This is a genomic window from Alteromonas hispanica (assembly GCF_010500915.1).
Classification (GTDB): domain Bacteria; phylum Pseudomonadota; class Gammaproteobacteria; order Enterobacterales; family Alteromonadaceae; genus Alteromonas; species Alteromonas hispanica.
Map to the genome: position 1 here is coordinate 14,888 of NZ_JAAAWP010000009.1, position 16,790 is coordinate 31,677.

Annotated in this window: 13 protein-coding genes; 12 read left to right on the plus strand and 1 reads right to left on the minus strand. The window is 44.7% G+C overall.

Annotated features, from left to right (window positions below):
• Positions 1–442: 442 nt before the first annotated feature.
• The 11 genes from gltB to GTW09_RS13720 all read left to right on the plus strand — a co-directional run bounded on the left by gltB (position 443) and on the right by GTW09_RS13720 (position 13,848).
• On the plus strand, positions 443–4,909 hold the full coding sequence (gene gltB / locus GTW09_RS13670; RefSeq protein WP_163112344.1) for a glutamate synthase large subunit: 4,467 nt from the start codon (positions 443–445) through the stop codon (positions 4,907–4,909).
• A 13-nt stretch (positions 4,910–4,922) separates the two neighbouring features.
• Positions 4,923–6,338, plus strand: a complete 1,416-nt coding sequence (locus GTW09_RS13675; RefSeq protein WP_100972837.1) for an FAD-dependent oxidoreductase — start codon at positions 4,923–4,925, stop codon at positions 6,336–6,338.
• Between the two features lie 299 nt (positions 6,339–6,637).
• Positions 6,638–7,075, plus strand: coding sequence for a hypothetical protein (locus GTW09_RS13680; protein ID WP_163112345.1), 438 nt, complete (start codon positions 6,638–6,640; stop codon positions 7,073–7,075).
• A 26-nt stretch (positions 7,076–7,101) separates the two neighbouring features.
• Positions 7,102–8,499, plus strand: a complete 1,398-nt coding sequence (locus GTW09_RS13685) for an amidase (protein ID WP_163112346.1) — start codon at positions 7,102–7,104, stop codon at positions 8,497–8,499.
• Between the two features lie 198 nt (positions 8,500–8,697).
• Positions 8,698–9,285, plus strand: coding sequence for a DUF2726 domain-containing protein (locus GTW09_RS13690; RefSeq protein ID WP_071980469.1), 588 nt, complete (start codon positions 8,698–8,700; stop codon positions 9,283–9,285).
• 206 nt (positions 9,286–9,491) lie between these two features.
• On the plus strand, positions 9,492–10,190 hold the full coding sequence (locus tag GTW09_RS13695) for a 5'-methylthioadenosine/adenosylhomocysteine nucleosidase (protein WP_100972840.1): 699 nt from the start codon (positions 9,492–9,494) through the stop codon (positions 10,188–10,190).
• Positions 10,191–10,325: 135 nt separating this feature from the next.
• Complete coding sequence (locus tag GTW09_RS13700; RefSeq protein WP_163112347.1) at positions 10,326–11,267, plus strand: cobalamin biosynthesis protein CobD/CbiB; 942 nt, start codon at positions 10,326–10,328, stop codon at positions 11,265–11,267.
• A 118-nt stretch (positions 11,268–11,385) separates the two neighbouring features.
• Positions 11,386–12,192, plus strand: a complete 807-nt coding sequence (locus GTW09_RS13705; RefSeq protein WP_239059400.1) for a cobalamin-binding protein — start codon at positions 11,386–11,388, stop codon at positions 12,190–12,192.
• Between the two features lie 101 nt (positions 12,193–12,293).
• A complete protein-coding gene (locus GTW09_RS13710; RefSeq protein ID WP_163112348.1) occupies positions 12,294–12,698 on the plus strand; it encodes a rhodanese-like domain-containing protein in 405 nt (134 codons plus the stop codon).
• Between the two features lie 130 nt (positions 12,699–12,828).
• A complete protein-coding gene (locus GTW09_RS13715; RefSeq protein ID WP_071981339.1) occupies positions 12,829–13,215 on the plus strand; it encodes a DUF2721 domain-containing protein in 387 nt (128 codons plus the stop codon).
• Positions 13,216–13,218: 3 nt separating this feature from the next.
• Positions 13,219–13,848, plus strand: a complete 630-nt coding sequence (locus GTW09_RS13720; protein ID WP_163112349.1) for a GNAT family N-acetyltransferase — start codon at positions 13,219–13,221, stop codon at positions 13,846–13,848.
• Positions 13,849–13,915: 67 nt separating this feature from the next.
• Here the strand turns inward: GTW09_RS13720 and tyrS are convergent, their stop codons facing one another.
• Positions 13,916–15,115: a tyrosine--tRNA ligase gene (tyrS, locus tag GTW09_RS13725; protein WP_163112350.1), complete on the minus strand. Its 1,200-nt coding sequence runs from the start codon at positions 15,113–15,115 to the stop codon at positions 13,916–13,918.
• A 328-nt stretch (positions 15,116–15,443) separates the two neighbouring features.
• Here tyrS and GTW09_RS13730 point away from each other — a divergent pair, with 328 nt between their 5' ends.
• On the plus strand, positions 15,444–16,772 hold the full coding sequence (locus GTW09_RS13730; protein WP_163112351.1) for a peptidoglycan DD-metalloendopeptidase family protein: 1,329 nt from the start codon (positions 15,444–15,446) through the stop codon (positions 16,770–16,772).
• The last annotated feature ends 18 nt before the right edge of the window (positions 16,773–16,790 follow it).

The following is a 16,790-nucleotide window of genomic DNA, read 5'->3' on the forward strand; positions in this document are numbered from 1 at the left end:
TAAAACAAAGAATTTACTGAATAATTATTCAAATAAAATTAATGAATGAGAAGTATTATCATTTGTTTGAAATTTTCATTTACCCAAAATCACTTTATAACATTATTGTTACAAACCTAAATTAATGCATGTATCACATTGATAAGGCTATTATTTTTTATCATTATACTAATTCACTAGTTCCATAGCTTTTTTTAGGTTTGATTTTAGTTTTCAATGTGGGTATTTTGTACGGCCCGCATCGCATCAATGCATAAAAATGCGGAACGGCTGGAACCCTCTAATAATAATTAACGACAAGAAAGACGCATGTGCCGGCGTTATTCATCAGAATAATTGCTTGAGCACGAAAAGATGTCTAATTATGTTTCGATACGCAAACCTAGGCGCATCTGCACGCAACGCATACCTTGCCCAGTCTAAAGGTTGAAGGAGTTAATAGATGAGTTTATACAATCCCAACGATTCCCGGGATAACTGTGGGTTCGGCCTAATAGCCCACACTCACGGGGAAGCCAGTCATGAATTGGTGACCACTGCAATTCACGGTTTAGACCGAATGCAACACAGAGGCGGTATCGCTGCCGACGGTAAAACCGGTGACGGCTGTGGTTTATTGCTACAAAAGCCAGACGCCTTCTTCCATTCCATCGCCTCTGAGAACGGCTGGAAGCTGAGTAAGAAGTATGGCGTTGGTATGGTTTTTTTGAATCAGGACCCTGTACTTGCGCAAGCCGCGCGTGAAGTACTCAATGAAGAATTAGAAAAAGAAACCCTGTCTGTGGTGGGTTGGCGAGAAGTGCCAGTTGACAAATCTGTGCTCGGCGAACTTGCCCTTACCGGTGTACCACAAATAGAACAGGTTTTCGTTAACGCCCCTGCGGGGTGGAGAAAACGCGATCTAGAACGTCGTCTTTATATGATTAGACGTCGTGCTGAAAAGCGCCTTGAAAACGATCCAGACTTTTATGTTGCCTGTTTATCTGGACTTGTAACTATTTATAAAGGCTTGGTAATGCCGAAAGACTTACCAACCTTCTATCTTGATCTAGCTGACGAACGCATGAAAAGCGCCATTTGTGTTTTTCACCAGCGTTTCTCTACAAATACCTTGCCTCGTTGGCCACTTGCTCAACCATTCCGTTTCCTTGCGCACAATGGTGAAATTAACACCATTAAAGGGAACCGCGATTGGGCTATGGCTCGAGCGGCGAAGTTTTCAACGCCACTTATTCCAGATCTAAAAGACGCAGCACCTTTTGTTAACACTGAAGGCTCAGATTCGTCGTCTTTAGACAATATGCTTGAGCTATTCCTCGCAGGCGGTATGGATTTATTCCGCGCCATGCGTTTATTAGTGCCGCCAGCGTATCAAAACAACAAAACAATGGACGACGACCTACGTGCATTTTACGAGTTTAACTCTATGCACATGGAACCGTGGGATGGCCCTGCGGGAATCGTGTTAACCAACGGCCGTCACGTTGCATGTAACTTGGATAGAAACGGCCTTCGTCCAGCGCGCTACGTTATTACCAAAAATGGTTTTATTACCCTTGCTTCAGAAGTAGGTATTTGGGATTACGAGCAGTCAGATGTAATTGAAAAAGGCCGAGTTGGGCCAGGTGAAATGCTTGCGGTAGATACTTATACCGGCAAAATCTGGCGCTCAACTGAAATAGATGAAGAGCTTAAGGCAAGACATCCTTATAAAGAATGGTTAGAAAAGCACATTCGTCGTCTAACGCCAATTGAAAAGCTAGATGCATCTCTTATTGGTAAGCGTGTCTTCGATGACGACGCGATGGCCGTATATCACAAACTTCACGCATACAGTTATGAAGAAATCCAGCAGGTTGTGAAGGTACTTGCAAAAGACGGTCAAGAAGCCGTTGGCTCTATGGGTGACGATACTCCGATGGCGGTTATGTCGTCTCGTCAACGCACCATCTACGATTACTTCCGTCAGCAATTTGCACAGGTAACAAATCCGCCTATCGATCCGCTGCGTGAAAATCACGTGATGTCGCTGGCAACTTGTATAGGCCGCGAGCAAAACGTATTTAGCGAAACCTCGGGTTACGCCGATCGCGTGTTGTTCGACTCGCCGATATTGATGTATACCGATCTTAAACAGCTTCGAGAGTTTAACCCAGAATACTATTATTCTGAGGTCATTGAACTTCAATACGCTCCTCAAGAAGGCTTGAAAAAGGCTGTTGAGAGAATTTGTAACGAAGTGGAAATGCTGGTTAAGAACAAGCGCGCGGCGTTTGTCATACTTTCAGATCGCAATATCAAGAAAAACCGTTTGGTAATTCCTGCAGCTATGGCCGTAGGTGCGGTTCAAAAGCGTCTTGTAGAAAAATCTCTACGCTGCGATGCAAACGTAGTAGTTGAAACGGCGAGTGCTCGCGATCCTCATCACTTTGCGGTACTCATCGGCTTAGGCGCAACAGCGGTTTACCCATTCCTTGCATACGAGACCATTGAACAGCTATGTGAAAAAGGCGAGCTAGATATTTCGCCTATGCAGGCCACGTTGAACTACCGTAAAGGTATCAACAAAGGCTTGTACAAAATCATGTCGAAAATGGGCATAAGCACAGTAGCTAGCTACCGCAGCTCCAAACTGTTTGAAGCAATTGGTATCAACAACGAAGTGATGCAGCTTTGCTTTAAAGGTGTAACGTCGCGTATTGAAGGCGCAAGTTTTGATGATTTCCACCAAGATCACATTAACTTGAACCGTATTGCTTGGCTAAAACGCAAGCCTATTTCACATGGCGGTCTACTAAAATACGTACACGACGGCGAGTACCATGCGTACAACCCTGACGTTGTAAAAACGTTGCAAAAAGCGGTAGTTTCTGGTGAATACACCGACTATCAAGAGTATGCCAAGCTAGTGAATGAGCGTGCGCCGTCGCATATCCGCGACCTGCTCGCACTAAATCCAGAATGCGATCCTATTGATATAAGCGATGTAGAAGGTCCGGAGAATCTTTTCCCGCGCTTTGATACTGCAGCGATGTCAATTGGCGCACTGAGCCCAGAGGCTCACGAAGCCTTAGCCATTGCAATGAACCGCTTAGGTGGGCAATCGAACTCTGGAGAGGGTGGCGAACATCCATCTCGCTTCGGTACCGAGAAGAACTCAAAAATTAAGCAAGTGGCTTCAGGCCGTTTTGGTGTAACACCGCATTATCTGGTAAATGCTAACGTCATTCAGATTAAAGTGGCCCAGGGCGCGAAACCCGGAGAAGGTGGTCAGCTACCTGGTGACAAGGTGAATAAGTACATTGCACAGCTTCGTTTCTCTGTGCCAGGTGTAACGCTTATTTCACCACCACCGCACCACGACATTTATTCTATTGAAGATTTAGCCCAGCTTATCTTTGATTTGAAGCAGGTTAACCCAACTGCACTTATCTCTGTGAAATTGGTATCGGAGCCTGGCGTAGGCACAATTGCAACTGGTGTTGCAAAAGCATATGCCGATCTTATTACCATTTCAGGATATGACGGCGGAACTGGGGCCAGCCCACTAACCTCGGTTAAATACGCAGGTAGCCCATTCGAACTTGGTCTTTCTGAAACTCAGCAAGCGCTTATCGAAAACGGATTGCGTCATAAAGTTCGCGTTCAAACCGATGGTGGTTTGAAGACAGGTTTAGACGTAGTTAAAGCCGGTATACTAGGAGCTGAAAGCTTTGGTTTCGGTACTGGACCTATGGTGGCATTAGGCTGTAAATACCTAAGAATTTGTCACCTAAACAACTGTGCGACCGGTGTTGCAACTCAAGATCAGAAGCTTCGTGACGACCACTTTATCGGTCTTCCAGAAATGGTAATGAACTACTTCAAGTTTATTGCCCAAGAAGTACGCGAAATTATGGCGTCTATTGGTGTGAGCAAATTCGATGATTTGGTTGGTCGAACTGAGCTACTGAAAGTGCTTGATGGTATTACCGCGAAACAAAATCGTTTAGATTTATCTCCGCTACTTGCGCAGCCTGTAGCCGGTGAGCATACGCGTTTGTTCTGTTCGCAGACGACCAACGCGCCAATGGACAAAGGTGAGCTAAATGCACAAATGCTCAATGATGGACATCGTGCAGTAGCAAATAGCGAGTCGATTACGCTTAAGTACCCCATTCGCAACACAGACCGCTCGGTAGGTGCATTGCTTTCAGGTGAAATTGCAAAACATCACGGTAATCACGACTTCGAAGATACACCGATTAAGGTTGAACTAACCGGTACAGCCGGGCAAAGCTTCGGTGTGTGGAATGCAGGTGGCTTACACATGCATTTAGAAGGTGATGCTAACGATTATGTGGGTAAAGGCATGACTGGCGGTAAGCTGGTTATCCACCCGCCAAGAAACATCGAATTCGACGCACACGACAGCGCAATTATGGGTAACACCTGCCTATATGGTGCAACTGGCGGTAAGTTATTTGCTGCCGGCCGTGCAGGTGAACGTTTCGGCGTTCGTAACTCTGGCGCTATTGCGGTTGTTGAAGGCATTGGTGACAACGGTTGTGAATACATGACCGGCGGTATTGTTGCAGTGCTTGGCCCCGTGGGCGTTAACTTCGGTGCCGGTATGACAGGTGGTTTTGCTTACTTAATGGATGATGGCGACGACCTTGAAAACCGCGTTAATGCTGATCTCGTTGATATTATGTCAATTGACGACAAGGCAATTCTTGCCGAGCATTTACGTGGCCTGATTAATCAGCATTATGAAGAAACAGGCAGCGAACACTCGTTGTCATTGCTTACTGACTTCAATGCAACGCTATCACGCTTCAAGCTTATTAAGCCTAAAACCAGTGATGTGAAAAACTTACTTGGTCACATCAGTCGTTCAAGCGCAGAACTGCGCATTCAGGCTCAATAGGAGGATTTAGTTAATGGCAAAGAACGTATATCAATTTGTCGACGTTGAACGTATCGATCCGCCTAAAAAGCCGATCATGGTGCGTAAAGAAGAGTTCGCTGAAATTTATCAGCCGCTGAGTCAGTCGCAAACCGAAGGCCAGGCAGATCGCTGCCTGGACTGCGGTAACCCATACTGTGAATGGAAATGCCCAGTGCACAACTACATTCCGCAATGGCTCGACTTAGCGAACGAAGGCAGAATTATAGAAGCCGCAGAGCTTTCACATAAAACAAATAGCTTGCCGGAAGTGTGCGGTCGCGTATGTCCTCAAGACAGACTCTGTGAGGGTGCATGTACCCTCAACGACGACTTTGGTGCGGTTACTATTGGTAGTATAGAGAAGTATATTACTGACAAAGCCTTCGAGATGGGCTGGCGCCCAGATATGTCAGATGTTGTTTGGACAGACAAGAAAGTCGCTATTGTGGGCGCGGGACCAGCAGGATTGGCTTGCGCAGATATTTTAGTAAGAAACGGCGTTAAGCCGGTTGTTTACGACAAATATGAAGAAATTGGCGGGTTACTGACCTTTGGTATTCCATCGTTCAAGCTCGAAAAAGACGTGATTAAACTGCGTCGCCAAATCTTTACTGACATGGGTGTTGAGTTCGTACTTAATACTGAAATTGGTAAAGACATAGAGTTCCAAGAAGTTCTAGACAAATACGATGCAGTATTTTTAGGCATGGGAACCTACAAGTCGATGCAGGGTGGTTTTGACAATGAACACGTGCACGGTGTTCACGAAGCGCTGCCGTTTTTGATTGCCAACACCAACCGTGTAATGGGCCTAGAAAAAGACCCCGCTGACTTTATCGATATGAAAGGCAAACGCGTAGTGGTACTTGGCGGTGGTGATACCACCATGGACTGCTTGCGCACGTCTATTCGCCAAGGCGCCAAAAGCGTGACTTGTGCTTACCGTCGTGATGAAGAAAGCATGCCTGGTTCGCGTCGCGAAGTAGTAAATGCGAAAGAAGAAGGTGTCGAATTTAAGTTTAACCTTCAACCACTAGATATTGCTGTTGATGACAACGGCAATGCCGTAGGCGTTAAGTTGGTTAAAACTGAAATGGGTCCACCAGATTCAAACGGTCGTCGCCGCCCTATTGAGGTGGAAGGCTCAGAGCATATTCTTGAAGCTGACGTTGTTATAATCGCTTTTGGCTTCCAACCAAGTCCTGCACCATGGTTTGGTGATTTTGGAATCATGCTTGACGAAAAAGGTCGCGTTCGCGCGCCTCGTGCCGGCAAGTTTGCTTACCAAACTTCTAATCCTAAAATCTTTGCTGGTGGCGACATGGTAAGAGGAAGTGATTTGGTAGTAACTGCCATCGATGAAGGCCGTAAAGCCGCTGAAGGTATTATGGACTTTATGGGCGTTTAGTCTGCTTAGCTCATGAAACCATAAAAAGGGCTTAAACGCATATCGCGCTTAAGCCTTTTTTGTTTTTTATAGGCGCGTTTTACAGGCTACAATTTCTGTTCTAATACCAGTGTGGATAAATATACGGTATACCCTTTTCGCTTTTGATATACCTGAAAGAACAAAGGTTCAGTTGAAGTTCTTCGCTATTCTTTTTACTATCAAATAAGTGTTAATCCAAATATTCTATCTATACGGGATATGAATCCGTGTATAAGGTTAGCGCAACAATATATAAATATAATGAGAATGTGTTCACCATGAATAACAAGTTAAGCTTTTTGCCCAGTACACAACTGTTGCTGAAAACCGTTGCTGTTACCCTTACATTATTGGGGAGTGGGGTTACGCATGCTGATAAACTATCGGTGGCGCAGCAGGAAAAATTACAAAGCGGTGCTGCTATGGGTACGCCAAGCACAGTATCATGCCCTAGTGAGTTCCATTCAATTGTATTGTCTTCAGATGCCACGCAGTGCCAGCAATTTGAAAGCGAAATTCCGGCGGCTATGGTTTACCACACCGCTATGTCTCCATCTCAGGTAATTAGATTTTACAAAGAGCAATTGCCGATGTTCAAAACCCATCCAGCCGTTAATCAGCGCACGCTCATTACATCAAAAGAACGTCATACCAAAATTGTAATTTCACCAGATAACACGGGTGCCCAAGTCGATATTTTGGTGGCTGCGAAATAGCTAGCCTTTAGGGAGAGCGTTGTAAAATGACAGACTTAACTCTCCACAACCAGCCCGATGCCACCGCAATGCTTGAACAAATGCGCACGGGTGAGTGCACCAGCAAGCAACTTGTGAAAGCAAGTCTGGAAAGGCTGCGTTTTGTAAATCCAATATTAAACGCGGCAACTCAAGTGTTTGCCGAACAGGCATTAGCCGCCGCTGAAAACCCCATTGCCGGGCCGTTATCAGGCTTACCAATAACCCTCAAAGAAACGTATGCCCTGGCAGGTGAGCAGATTACTATTGGTAGCCGGCGCATGCAGCCTATTCAATGTTCAAAGGATGCTCCAGTCGTTGAGCGACTAAAGGCGGCAGGAGCCATTGTTATTGCGCGAAGCAATGTTCCTGAATTTGTGATGACGGCCGAAACGGATAATTTGCGCTTTGGCCGCACCAATCATCCAAAAGATCAACGTCTTGTTCCTGGAGGCTCTACCGGTGGCGAAGGTGCACTTGTCGCCAGTGGCGTATCACCTATGGGCTTTGGTACTGACATTTTAGGCTCTATACGCATCCCTGCTGCGTTTTGCGGTTTAGTTGGCTTTAGACCGCACTCTGGAGCAATAAACAAAACTTCGGTATATCCTCAATCAGGGCCTTATTTTGAAACATTCAATGGAATAGGCCCACTCACCAGAAGTGTGCGCGATGCTCGCCTTGCGTATTCCGTAATAGCCGACACGCCTCCACAACCGCCAGCAAGCATAAGTGGATTACAACTAATTGCTCCGCGCAATTACCCATTTGAGGCGAAAGACCAGTGTATTAACTCGGCCTATGAAGCTGCACTAAAAGAGTTGCAAGTAGCCGGTATGAGCAAGCATGAACCGGTTTTTAACGATATTAAAACGCTGTTTATGAATGTTCCAAAACTGGTTACTGGTGAAATGATTTCCACATGGAAAAAGTGGCTATCTAGCGAAGGTAAGCCCTTTTCGACCATAAGCGAAGCGCTGCGTCAAATAACAGGGCGCCCTACCGTACAGCCTGGCTTTTTCCTATGGCTTTCGCTTATTCATTGTCTATACCGGCCTCGAGGACAGGCTGAGTTAGCTAGTGTTATAGAAACCTATGAACAGGCGCGAAAGCACTACCGACAGTTAATGGGGCCTGACGGAATACTGTGCTTACCCACGCTGGGCATGCTTGCCCCTGAACACGGCGCGATGAATAAAGCGACATTAATGAAACCAGGCCTGAACAAACAGATTACTGCTCACACACTGGTTAACATACTCGACTTATCTAGCATTACCGTACCTGCTCGCGGATTTGCTGACAAAAAAACCGGCTTACTGCCCGGTATTATGCTTGCAGCTGTTCCAGGTAACGAAGACGCGCTGCTAGATGTAGCTGCGGTACTTGAAAAAGCATTGCGATAGCGACTCTTAGTTACCCCTCTATTTATTTTTCATAACCTCTTATTTCACTATCACCTCTCATTCCCCCCTCATCACAGACTTTCACACTTAGTAATCATTATTGGCATCTGCATTGCAAAGTCACGAGTACCAAAGGTCTAGCTTGATTAAGCGTCACCTTTTTGACGCTGATATTGATTGAAACATGTGAGGATAAAGATGGAATTGGCAATTATTTTAATGATGTTACTTATTGTCGTTGCTCTAGGCGCCATAAAATTGTCTGACGGAGGAATGGCATTTCCATTTCGTCGTAAGCCGCAGCTTTTTACCCAAGTGGAATGCTCATTTTTAACGTTAATTGAACAAGCCGTTGGCCGTGAATTCAGAGTTATGTGCCGAGTTCGCCTCAACGACATGGTGACAGTTCGTCAATCGACAAAAAAGAAAACTGCCACGCAAGCGGTATCTCGAGCATCAAGTCGTCAGCTAGATTTTGTGCTTGTTGAGAAAGACACCATGAGCCCGGTTTTAGCCATTGATTTAGTACATAACCAAGGCAAAGACGGTTATAAAACACAAAAAGACTGGTTTGTTACCGGCGCACTAGACGCTGCAGGCGTGCCTCATGTGCGCATTAAAGTGAAATCTGGTTACAGCGTGGAAGATATTCGCGAGTGTCTTGAAAATAAACTTGTACCCTATCGCCGTCTTCAGCAAAAAATGGCGCAACAGCCTACACTTAACCCAGAGCCAACAAAACGCCCTACTCGACCAATAAGATCTAGCCGCCCTGCCGCAGCTTAATTAGATTACCTCCTCTTCCCCCTGCCTTTGTTGTATCGCTATCTAACGATTAGCCACTACAACAAAGGCATTTTTCTATCAGTTTTCTCTCATTACTTATACAATTACGAATATATATCTATACAGTTGCTAGTTTTAGCACTGCTATAATCTTTAATGAAGCCGTGCAATAGCACTCATTAACACGTTCACATGTCGGTAAAACTATGAAACGAATTGGTATTTTAGGTGCAATGGATGAAGAAGTTGCGCTACTAAAAGCGTCGCTTGACGATTTGAAAGAAACTAAGTGGAAGCATTTAACGTTTTACGAAGGCACACTAAGTGGTATCGAAGTTATTTTGGTAAAATGCGGCATTGGTAAAGTTGCAGCCGCCATAGCAACAACTGTTCTTATTGAGCAGTACGCCCCCGATGCAGTAGTGAACACTGGCTCTGCTGGTGGCTTTGATAAGAACCTTAACATTGGCGATGTCGTTGTAGCTACCCACGTTATTCATCACGATGCCAACCTTACGCACTTTGGGTACAAATTAGGCCAATGCGCAGGTATGCCTGAAGATTTTCGCTGTGATGACGCCCTTATCGACACCGCCAAAAAAGCGACAGCACACATTTCTGAAATACAGTCGACAAGCGGACTCATTTGCACTGGCGACGCTTTTATCGGTAGCGACGAAGCCGTAGCAAAGCTAAGAGAGGACTTCCCCGAAATGAAAGCGGTTGAAATGGAGGGCGCAGCCATTGGGCAAGTTTGCTATATGCTGAACACGCCCTTCCTTGTTATTCGCTCTTTATCCGATATTGCTGGTAAAACCTCCTCGGTTAGCTTTAAAGAGTATTTGGACACCGCCGCTAAACATTCTGCAGAGCTTGTAATGGCTATGATCAAAGACTTTGCTTAGCTCGCTTTTGCCTTGCTTTATTGCTTAATCATGTTTAATGGTCATGCTGCCTGGTCATGTCGCTTGAGCATGTCACTTGATCATATAGCCTGATATGCTGCCTAAACTTTTCCCTAGCTAAGGCTTGATTTAATAATGGACTTTTTAGTTAGCGGAATTGACTTTAAGCCGCTATTAATACTTTGGTTGGCCATCGCCGTAGATGCATCTTGGCGATGGCCTCAACAAACCCACCCGCTTACGCTTATGCGCTATTTGGTCAATCAAATGGGGCGCAAAGTACTTCCTTCTCAAAAGTTTGCGGCAAGCCAGCATTATATTTCGGGTGCTTTGGCGGCTGTTGTAGTGCTCAGCCCTCTTGTTGTCTGTCTTGGCATATTGGTATCAATCGCTCAATACCCTGTGTTTTTTGAAGCCATAATTATGGTGGTGTTACTCGACTACGGCTATCAACGCCAGCAGTATAAAAGAGTGCTCTTTACCGTAGGGAAAAACAAAAAGTCCTTAGCCCGTGAAATGGTGTCCAGCATCACCGCAAGGCAGTGTGATACGTTAACCGATATGGGCATGGCAAAGGCATCTATCGAGTCGCTGTGGCTTAAGTTTTTGTATCTATTTTGCGGTGTAATTTTTTATTATGTCGCTTTTGGGGCTATGGGTGCGTTAATTTATCGACTGCTGCTTTTAACATCCTGGCAATGGCATTACCGCGACCCAAAAATGGCGTTATTTGCATTACCAGTGAGGCGTATTGTTTCTATTTTAGTAGTCCCCCCAGCAATAATTGGCGCGTTAGCGACCTTAATAAGTAGCAAACCTATGATGGGTGTTAAGGCTATGAAGCGCTGCTCATCAAAGGACAAAACCTCCTTGCTGTTAGCGGCACTTGGTGGCATTCATAATATAAAGCTAGGCGGGCCTGCTATTTATGCCAACCAAAAGATACGCTACCCGCGAGTAGGGGGAAATAGAGATGTTACCTTTTCAAGCATGGTGTATGTGAAGAGAACGGTGACAAATGCAATGATCGTCGTCACAGCCCTTGCAACTCTTGTTATTATGATAATAAATGCTTAGCAGAAGGACTTTTCTCATTCGTACAGCTCGCTGTTTAACAATACCTCTCGTTAATAAGCAACGTGTTTTAGCGCTTTTTTTACTCAGTATGTGCGCTGTTGCACAAGCATGGGCTCATATGGCAAGTGAGCGAGATTTAAGTGACTCGGATATAAGTGGGAGCCCTGAAACTGATACTCGTATTGAAATTCGTATTGTCAGCTTAGCTCCTCACCTCACCGAATGGGTATACAGCTTGGGGTTAGGCACAAACCTTGTGGCGGTTAGCGATTACAGTGATTATCCTGAAGCTGCAAAGGCGCTGCCACGGGTGGCTGATTATCAAGGCGTTGATATGACAGCGATTCTCTCATTACAGCCAGATCTTGTTTTGGCCTGGAAAGGAGGAAATAAGCCTCAAGACATACAGAAGCTATCGTCATTAGGACTGAAGGTGTTTTATAGTGCAATAACCGACGTTGATGACATTCCCTCCGAATTAATTCGACTAGGTGCAATGACGAATACTGCACCTCAAGCAAAAGCACTAGCATCTGCATTTGCTCAGCAAATAGCTACACTTCGAAACAGCTTTTCGAGTAAACCATTTAAACCAGTATTTTACTATTCTTGGGCTGCCCCTCTAATGACAGTGGGTCCGAATGCATGGCCTAACAAATTACTCAATATATGCGGCGCGAAAACTGCATTTTATGACAGCCCTGTTGATTACCCGCAGGTGTCGGTGACCGAGGTATTGAAGCGTCAGCCCGAGGCGTTAGTTGCAGCAAGTAAAGAGAGCCCACAAACGTTATCCTCTTTTTGGGCACCACATCGCGAATTCTTGAAAGCCGAGTTAATCACCGTTGACCCAGATATAACAAGTCGCTTCTCGCTGCGACTTGCCGATGAACTAAAACAACTTTGCATTGGTATCAATTCTTAATTGATAAAAGTACTAAACATCTAAAACAAATGCTTGGGTTTGTAGTATCTTAATAAGTGCATTGTCTTATTAATAGCATAGCCGCGAAGGAAAAGGTCAACATGCGATTGGTCGTTACTGGTTTTTTAGTTGCTGTAGGTATTGCGCTATTTCTATCTCTAAAGTTTACAGCTAAAGCAACTACTCAAAAAGAAGTTGAGGCCTCTCCATACTTGCTTGAACGAGTAGCAAGTAATGACTGGCTGCTTATCGATGTTAGGTCTCCTGAGGAATATGCCGACGGTCACATACCTGGTGCTATTAACATGCCCCACGAGAATATAAACAGTTACTTAAGCGAACTTGAACAACACAAAAACAAACCTATCATCATTTACTGCCGTTCGGGTAGACGAGCCAAGCTTGCTATGAAGGTATTACAAGAGCACGACTTTACTGATGTTATGCATCTTGAGGGCGACATTCTAGGGTGGAACGAAGCGGGTCTCGCTTTAGAACAGATGTAACCACTGGTTAAAACGTTCTAACATGTTCCTGTTATTGAAGAATTCACTCTCTTTATGAACGAAAGCAACGCTGTGTTCCCTTCTCGTCTATGTGATACACTTTTTTCATGACATTTTTTTCGTGAATCCCATGAAGATAGATATTGCTACTCCCGCTATGCTATTCCCTGCTATTTCGTTACTGCTTTTAGCATATACGAACAGGTTTCTTACTTTGGCAACCATTATTCGGAATTTCTCAAAAGAGGAACGTAACGATAATACGGTAGCCCAAATAACCAATTTACGGCAACGAATTCAACTGATAAAGCGTATGCAAATTGCCGGCGTTGGCAGCTTCTTTCTTTGCGTAGTATCAATGCTTGCCATCTATCTCACCTATCAAAAAGTAGGTAATTGGATCTTTGCAGCTAGCTTAGTGTCGTTGCTTTATTCTTTGTGGATGTCTGTAAGAGAAATACTGATTTCTGTTGAAGCGCTTGATGTCCACCTAGATGGAATGAAGGACGATAGTTAAAAAATGGGTTCGAATATAACGAAGCGCGATGAAGCTGCTTTGAGTACAACAGGTTCTGCTGAAACAGCCACAGACACCATTACTTTTATTCAACTGAGTCCAGAACATTTTGAAGGTGTAATTGAGCTGGGTAATTCGGTTCACGGTGATAATTATTTAACGCCTGAGTTACTGGCTAATTATTACAACCGCAGCTTTCATAACAATATTAATGCGAGCTGGCTTGCCCTGCAAAACAATACAGTTGTAGGTTTTAGACTTACCTTTGCTCATACCCAATGGACACAAGATGAATGGTGTTCTCCACACTTGTGGAACGTGGATAAAGAAAAGGTATGCTACTTTAAGTGCAATACGGTTAGCCCCTTAAAGCAAGCTTTAGGTATTGGCAGCGCGCTATTAGCAAAATCCATAGAGAGTGCTAAAGCACAAGGCGCCGTTGCTGGGCTTGCACATATTTGGCTAGCAAGTCCTGGAAATAGTGCATTTAAGTATTTTTCGAAAAATGGTGGAGTGCTTGTGAGAAAGCACGCGAATAAATGGCAGCACGCTTCTATCCACGAAGGCTACGACTGCCCAGTTTGTTCTGGGTATTGTGAGTGTGAAGGCGCAGAGATGCTCCTTTCGTTTTAAACGCACTTTTGTCAAAAAAAAAGCCCGCTCAAATTTGCGGGCTTTCAAATAGAATTTTAGTGAAGCATTAAGCTAGCGTGATACGAGCGAACTTGCGTTTACCTACCTGATACACGTTTTCACCTTTTTCGGTAATCACTAAACGGGTGTCTTCTACTTTGTCGCCGTTTATTTTAACTGCGCCTTGCTTAATCATGCGCATGGCATCTGACGTTGAACCAACAAGCTTCGCTTCTTTTAACAAATTGCCAATAGCGATGCCTTCGTCGCTTAATACGATTTCAAGCTCTGGCATGTCATCAGGGATAGCATTTTTCTGGAAGCGTTGGATAAAGTCTTGGTGTGCGCCTTCTGCTGCTGCATCGTCGTGGAAACGAGCAATGATTTCTTTTGCCAGCATGATTTTAATATCGCGAGGGTTCTCTCCGCTTTCAACGCGAGCTTTAAGCTCGGCAATTTCCTCAAGAGGACGGAAGCTAACTAGGTCATAGTAGCGCCACATCAAATCATCAGAAATAGACATTACCTTACCGAACATCTCATTAGGCGTGTCTGTAATACCAATGTAATTGTTCAACGACTTTGACATTTTCTGAACGCCGTCTAGGCCTTCAAGTAGCGGAACCATCACAATCGACTGCTGCTTTTGCCCCTGCTCTTTTTGAAGCTCACGCCCCATAAGTAGGTTAAAGCGCTGATCGGTACCGCCTAACTCAACATCTGATTCAAGAGCCACAGAGTCCCAACCTTGCACCAGCGGATACAAGAACTCGTGAATAGCGATAGGCTGGCCGTTGTTGTAACGCTTTTTAAAGTCATCACGCTCTAGCATACGGGCAACGGTTTGGCTTGCTGCAAGTTTGATCATGCCCGCCGCACCAAGTCCGTCCATCCATTCAGAGTTAAAACGAATTTCTGTTTTCTCTTTGTCTAAAATTTTGAAGACTTGCTCTTGATATGTTTTAGCGTTTTCTAGTACTTGCTCTTTGCTCAACGGCTTGCGGGTAACGTTCTTGCCCGTTGGATCGCCAATAAGGCCGGTAAAGTCGCCAATGAGAAAAACGACTTTATGCCCAAGCTGTTGGAAAGTGCGCAACTTGTTAATTAGCACAGTGTGACCAAGATGAAGATCAGGCGCAGTAGGATCGAACCCAGCTTTAATTGTTAGGGTTTTTCCAGATTTTAATTTTTCAATCAAATCCTCTTCAGGGAGAATTTCATCAACGCCCCGTTTAATCTCAGCGAGAGCCGTTTGCCAGTCAGTCATTTGTTAATCACACTCTTTGATAACAGTCATTTATTAATGAGCGGCATTTTACGCATACAAGGGAACCATTAAAAGGTTTAGTCGTCAAAAATCGGAATACCAAACGTCATATTACCGATAAGGGCATTACAGTGGCTAAAAATGGCAGGTCAAAAGCGTCAAAGTAAATTAGCAACACAGGTGAACATCACCATACATGCTTATATTTTATGCTAATTTGTGACGAGAAAAGTTGCATTTGTATGCAACCTATGTGAAATAGTATTATCGAGATAAATAATGTGAAAAATGGTACCCTGCAGACAAGGTTTCTCTGGTGGTCAGTAGTATGAGAAAGACATTAGACGCTTCTAAAGCAGTCAATTTAATTAAAAAGTTACCAAAGCAGCACCGGACAGGCTTGGCCATTGCCAGCATGTTTTTAGGCGCGCTAATCCTTTTACCGTCAGAGCCGGTGGAAGCGAGTCGTCACACCGAAGCAATGGCACTTGATGCGGGTGTTCGCTATCCTATTGCTATTGATCTAACGCCTTCCTCTGATGTTTTTGTGGGCGAAGACGAGTCGTCTTGGCATACCTATAAGGTGCGAAGCGGCGACACCCTAGCTAAAATTTTCAAACGAGCCGGGTTCACATCACGGGATGTTTACAATGTCACTAACGCTGGCGAGTTAACTAAAACCCTCGTAACTCTGCTTCCCGGAGATGAGCTTTCATTTAAAGCAGATAATGAAGGCCGTTTTAGTGAACTCAAATACGCGCTTTCGCCCACAGAAACTCTATTGGTGCGCCAAGATAAAAGCGAAAGCAATGCAAAAAAACTGACCGCAGAGCTGGAAAAGCGCAATGTAGATATTCGCTACAATTTTGCGCAAGGTGAAATTAAATCAAGCTTCTGGAACGCAGCCCGCGATGCAGGCATGAGTAGCAATCAAATAATGAACCTTGCGGGTATTTTTGGCTGGGATATTGATTTCGCAATGGAAATACGCGCTGGAGACACCTTCAACGTGGTGTTTGAAGAACAATATATTGACGGCGAGTTTGTTGGTTATGGCGATATTGTAGCCGCCGAATTTACTAACCAAGGCGAACAGTTCAGCGCCATATTGCATGAAGACGGCCGTTACTACACACCCGACGGCCGCAGCATGCGTAAAAGCTTCTTGCGCGCACCGGTTAACTTTAGATACGTAAGCTCCAACTTTACTAAAGCCCGATTCCACCCGGTACAAAAGCGTTGGAAAGCCCACAGAGGTACGGACTATGTTGCCAAAGTAGGCACACCCGTCATGGCTGCTGGTGATGGTAAAGTAGTGAAGTCGTCTTATGACAAATACAATGGTCACCACGTATTTATAAAGCACGGTGAGAAATACACCACTAAATACCTGCACTTTAGAAAGCGCGCAGTAAAAGTGGGTGATACGGTAAAACAAGGGCAAACCATTGGTTATCTCGGCAGCACTGGGCTTGCTTCTGGCCCTCACGTTCACTACGAATTTTTAGTGGATGGCGTGCACCGTAACCCCAGAACGGTTCAATTACCAAAGGCATTACCTATTGCAAAAGAAGAACGTGCAAGGTTTATGGAAATTGCATCAGTAAGACAAGAGCAGCTGGATAACAACAAGCGTATTATGCTTGCTATGCGATAACACCTTGACTAAACAAAC

Coding starts and splice junctions, on each gene's coding strand:
- GTW09_RS13675 (WP_100972837.1), top strand. CDS start 4,923: ATGGCAAAGAACGTATATCAATTTGTCGACGTTGAACGTATCGATCCG.
- GTW09_RS13685 (WP_163112346.1), top strand. CDS start 7,102: ATGACAGACTTAACTCTCCACAACCAGCCCGATGCCACCGCAATGCTT.
- tyrS (WP_163112350.1), bottom strand. CDS start 15,115: ATGACTGACTGGCAAACGGCTCTCGCTGAGATTAAACGGGGCGTTGAT.
- GTW09_RS13710 (WP_163112348.1), top strand. CDS start 12,294: ATGCGATTGGTCGTTACTGGTTTTTTAGTTGCTGTAGGTATTGCGCTA.
- GTW09_RS13695 (WP_100972840.1), top strand. CDS start 9,492: ATGAAACGAATTGGTATTTTAGGTGCAATGGATGAAGAAGTTGCGCTA.
- GTW09_RS13700 (WP_163112347.1), top strand. CDS start 10,326: ATGGACTTTTTAGTTAGCGGAATTGACTTTAAGCCGCTATTAATACTT.
- GTW09_RS13705 (WP_239059400.1), top strand. CDS start 11,386: ATGGCAAGTGAGCGAGATTTAAGTGACTCGGATATAAGTGGGAGCCCT.
- GTW09_RS13720 (WP_163112349.1), top strand. CDS start 13,219: ATGGGTTCGAATATAACGAAGCGCGATGAAGCTGCTTTGAGTACAACA.
- GTW09_RS13680 (WP_163112345.1), top strand. CDS start 6,638: ATGAATAACAAGTTAAGCTTTTTGCCCAGTACACAACTGTTGCTGAAA.
- GTW09_RS13730 (WP_163112351.1), top strand. CDS start 15,444: ATGAGAAAGACATTAGACGCTTCTAAAGCAGTCAATTTAATTAAAAAG.
- gltB (WP_163112344.1), top strand. CDS start 443: ATGAGTTTATACAATCCCAACGATTCCCGGGATAACTGTGGGTTCGGC.
- GTW09_RS13715 (WP_071981339.1), top strand. CDS start 12,829: ATGAAGATAGATATTGCTACTCCCGCTATGCTATTCCCTGCTATTTCG.
- GTW09_RS13690 (WP_071980469.1), top strand. CDS start 8,698: ATGGAATTGGCAATTATTTTAATGATGTTACTTATTGTCGTTGCTCTA.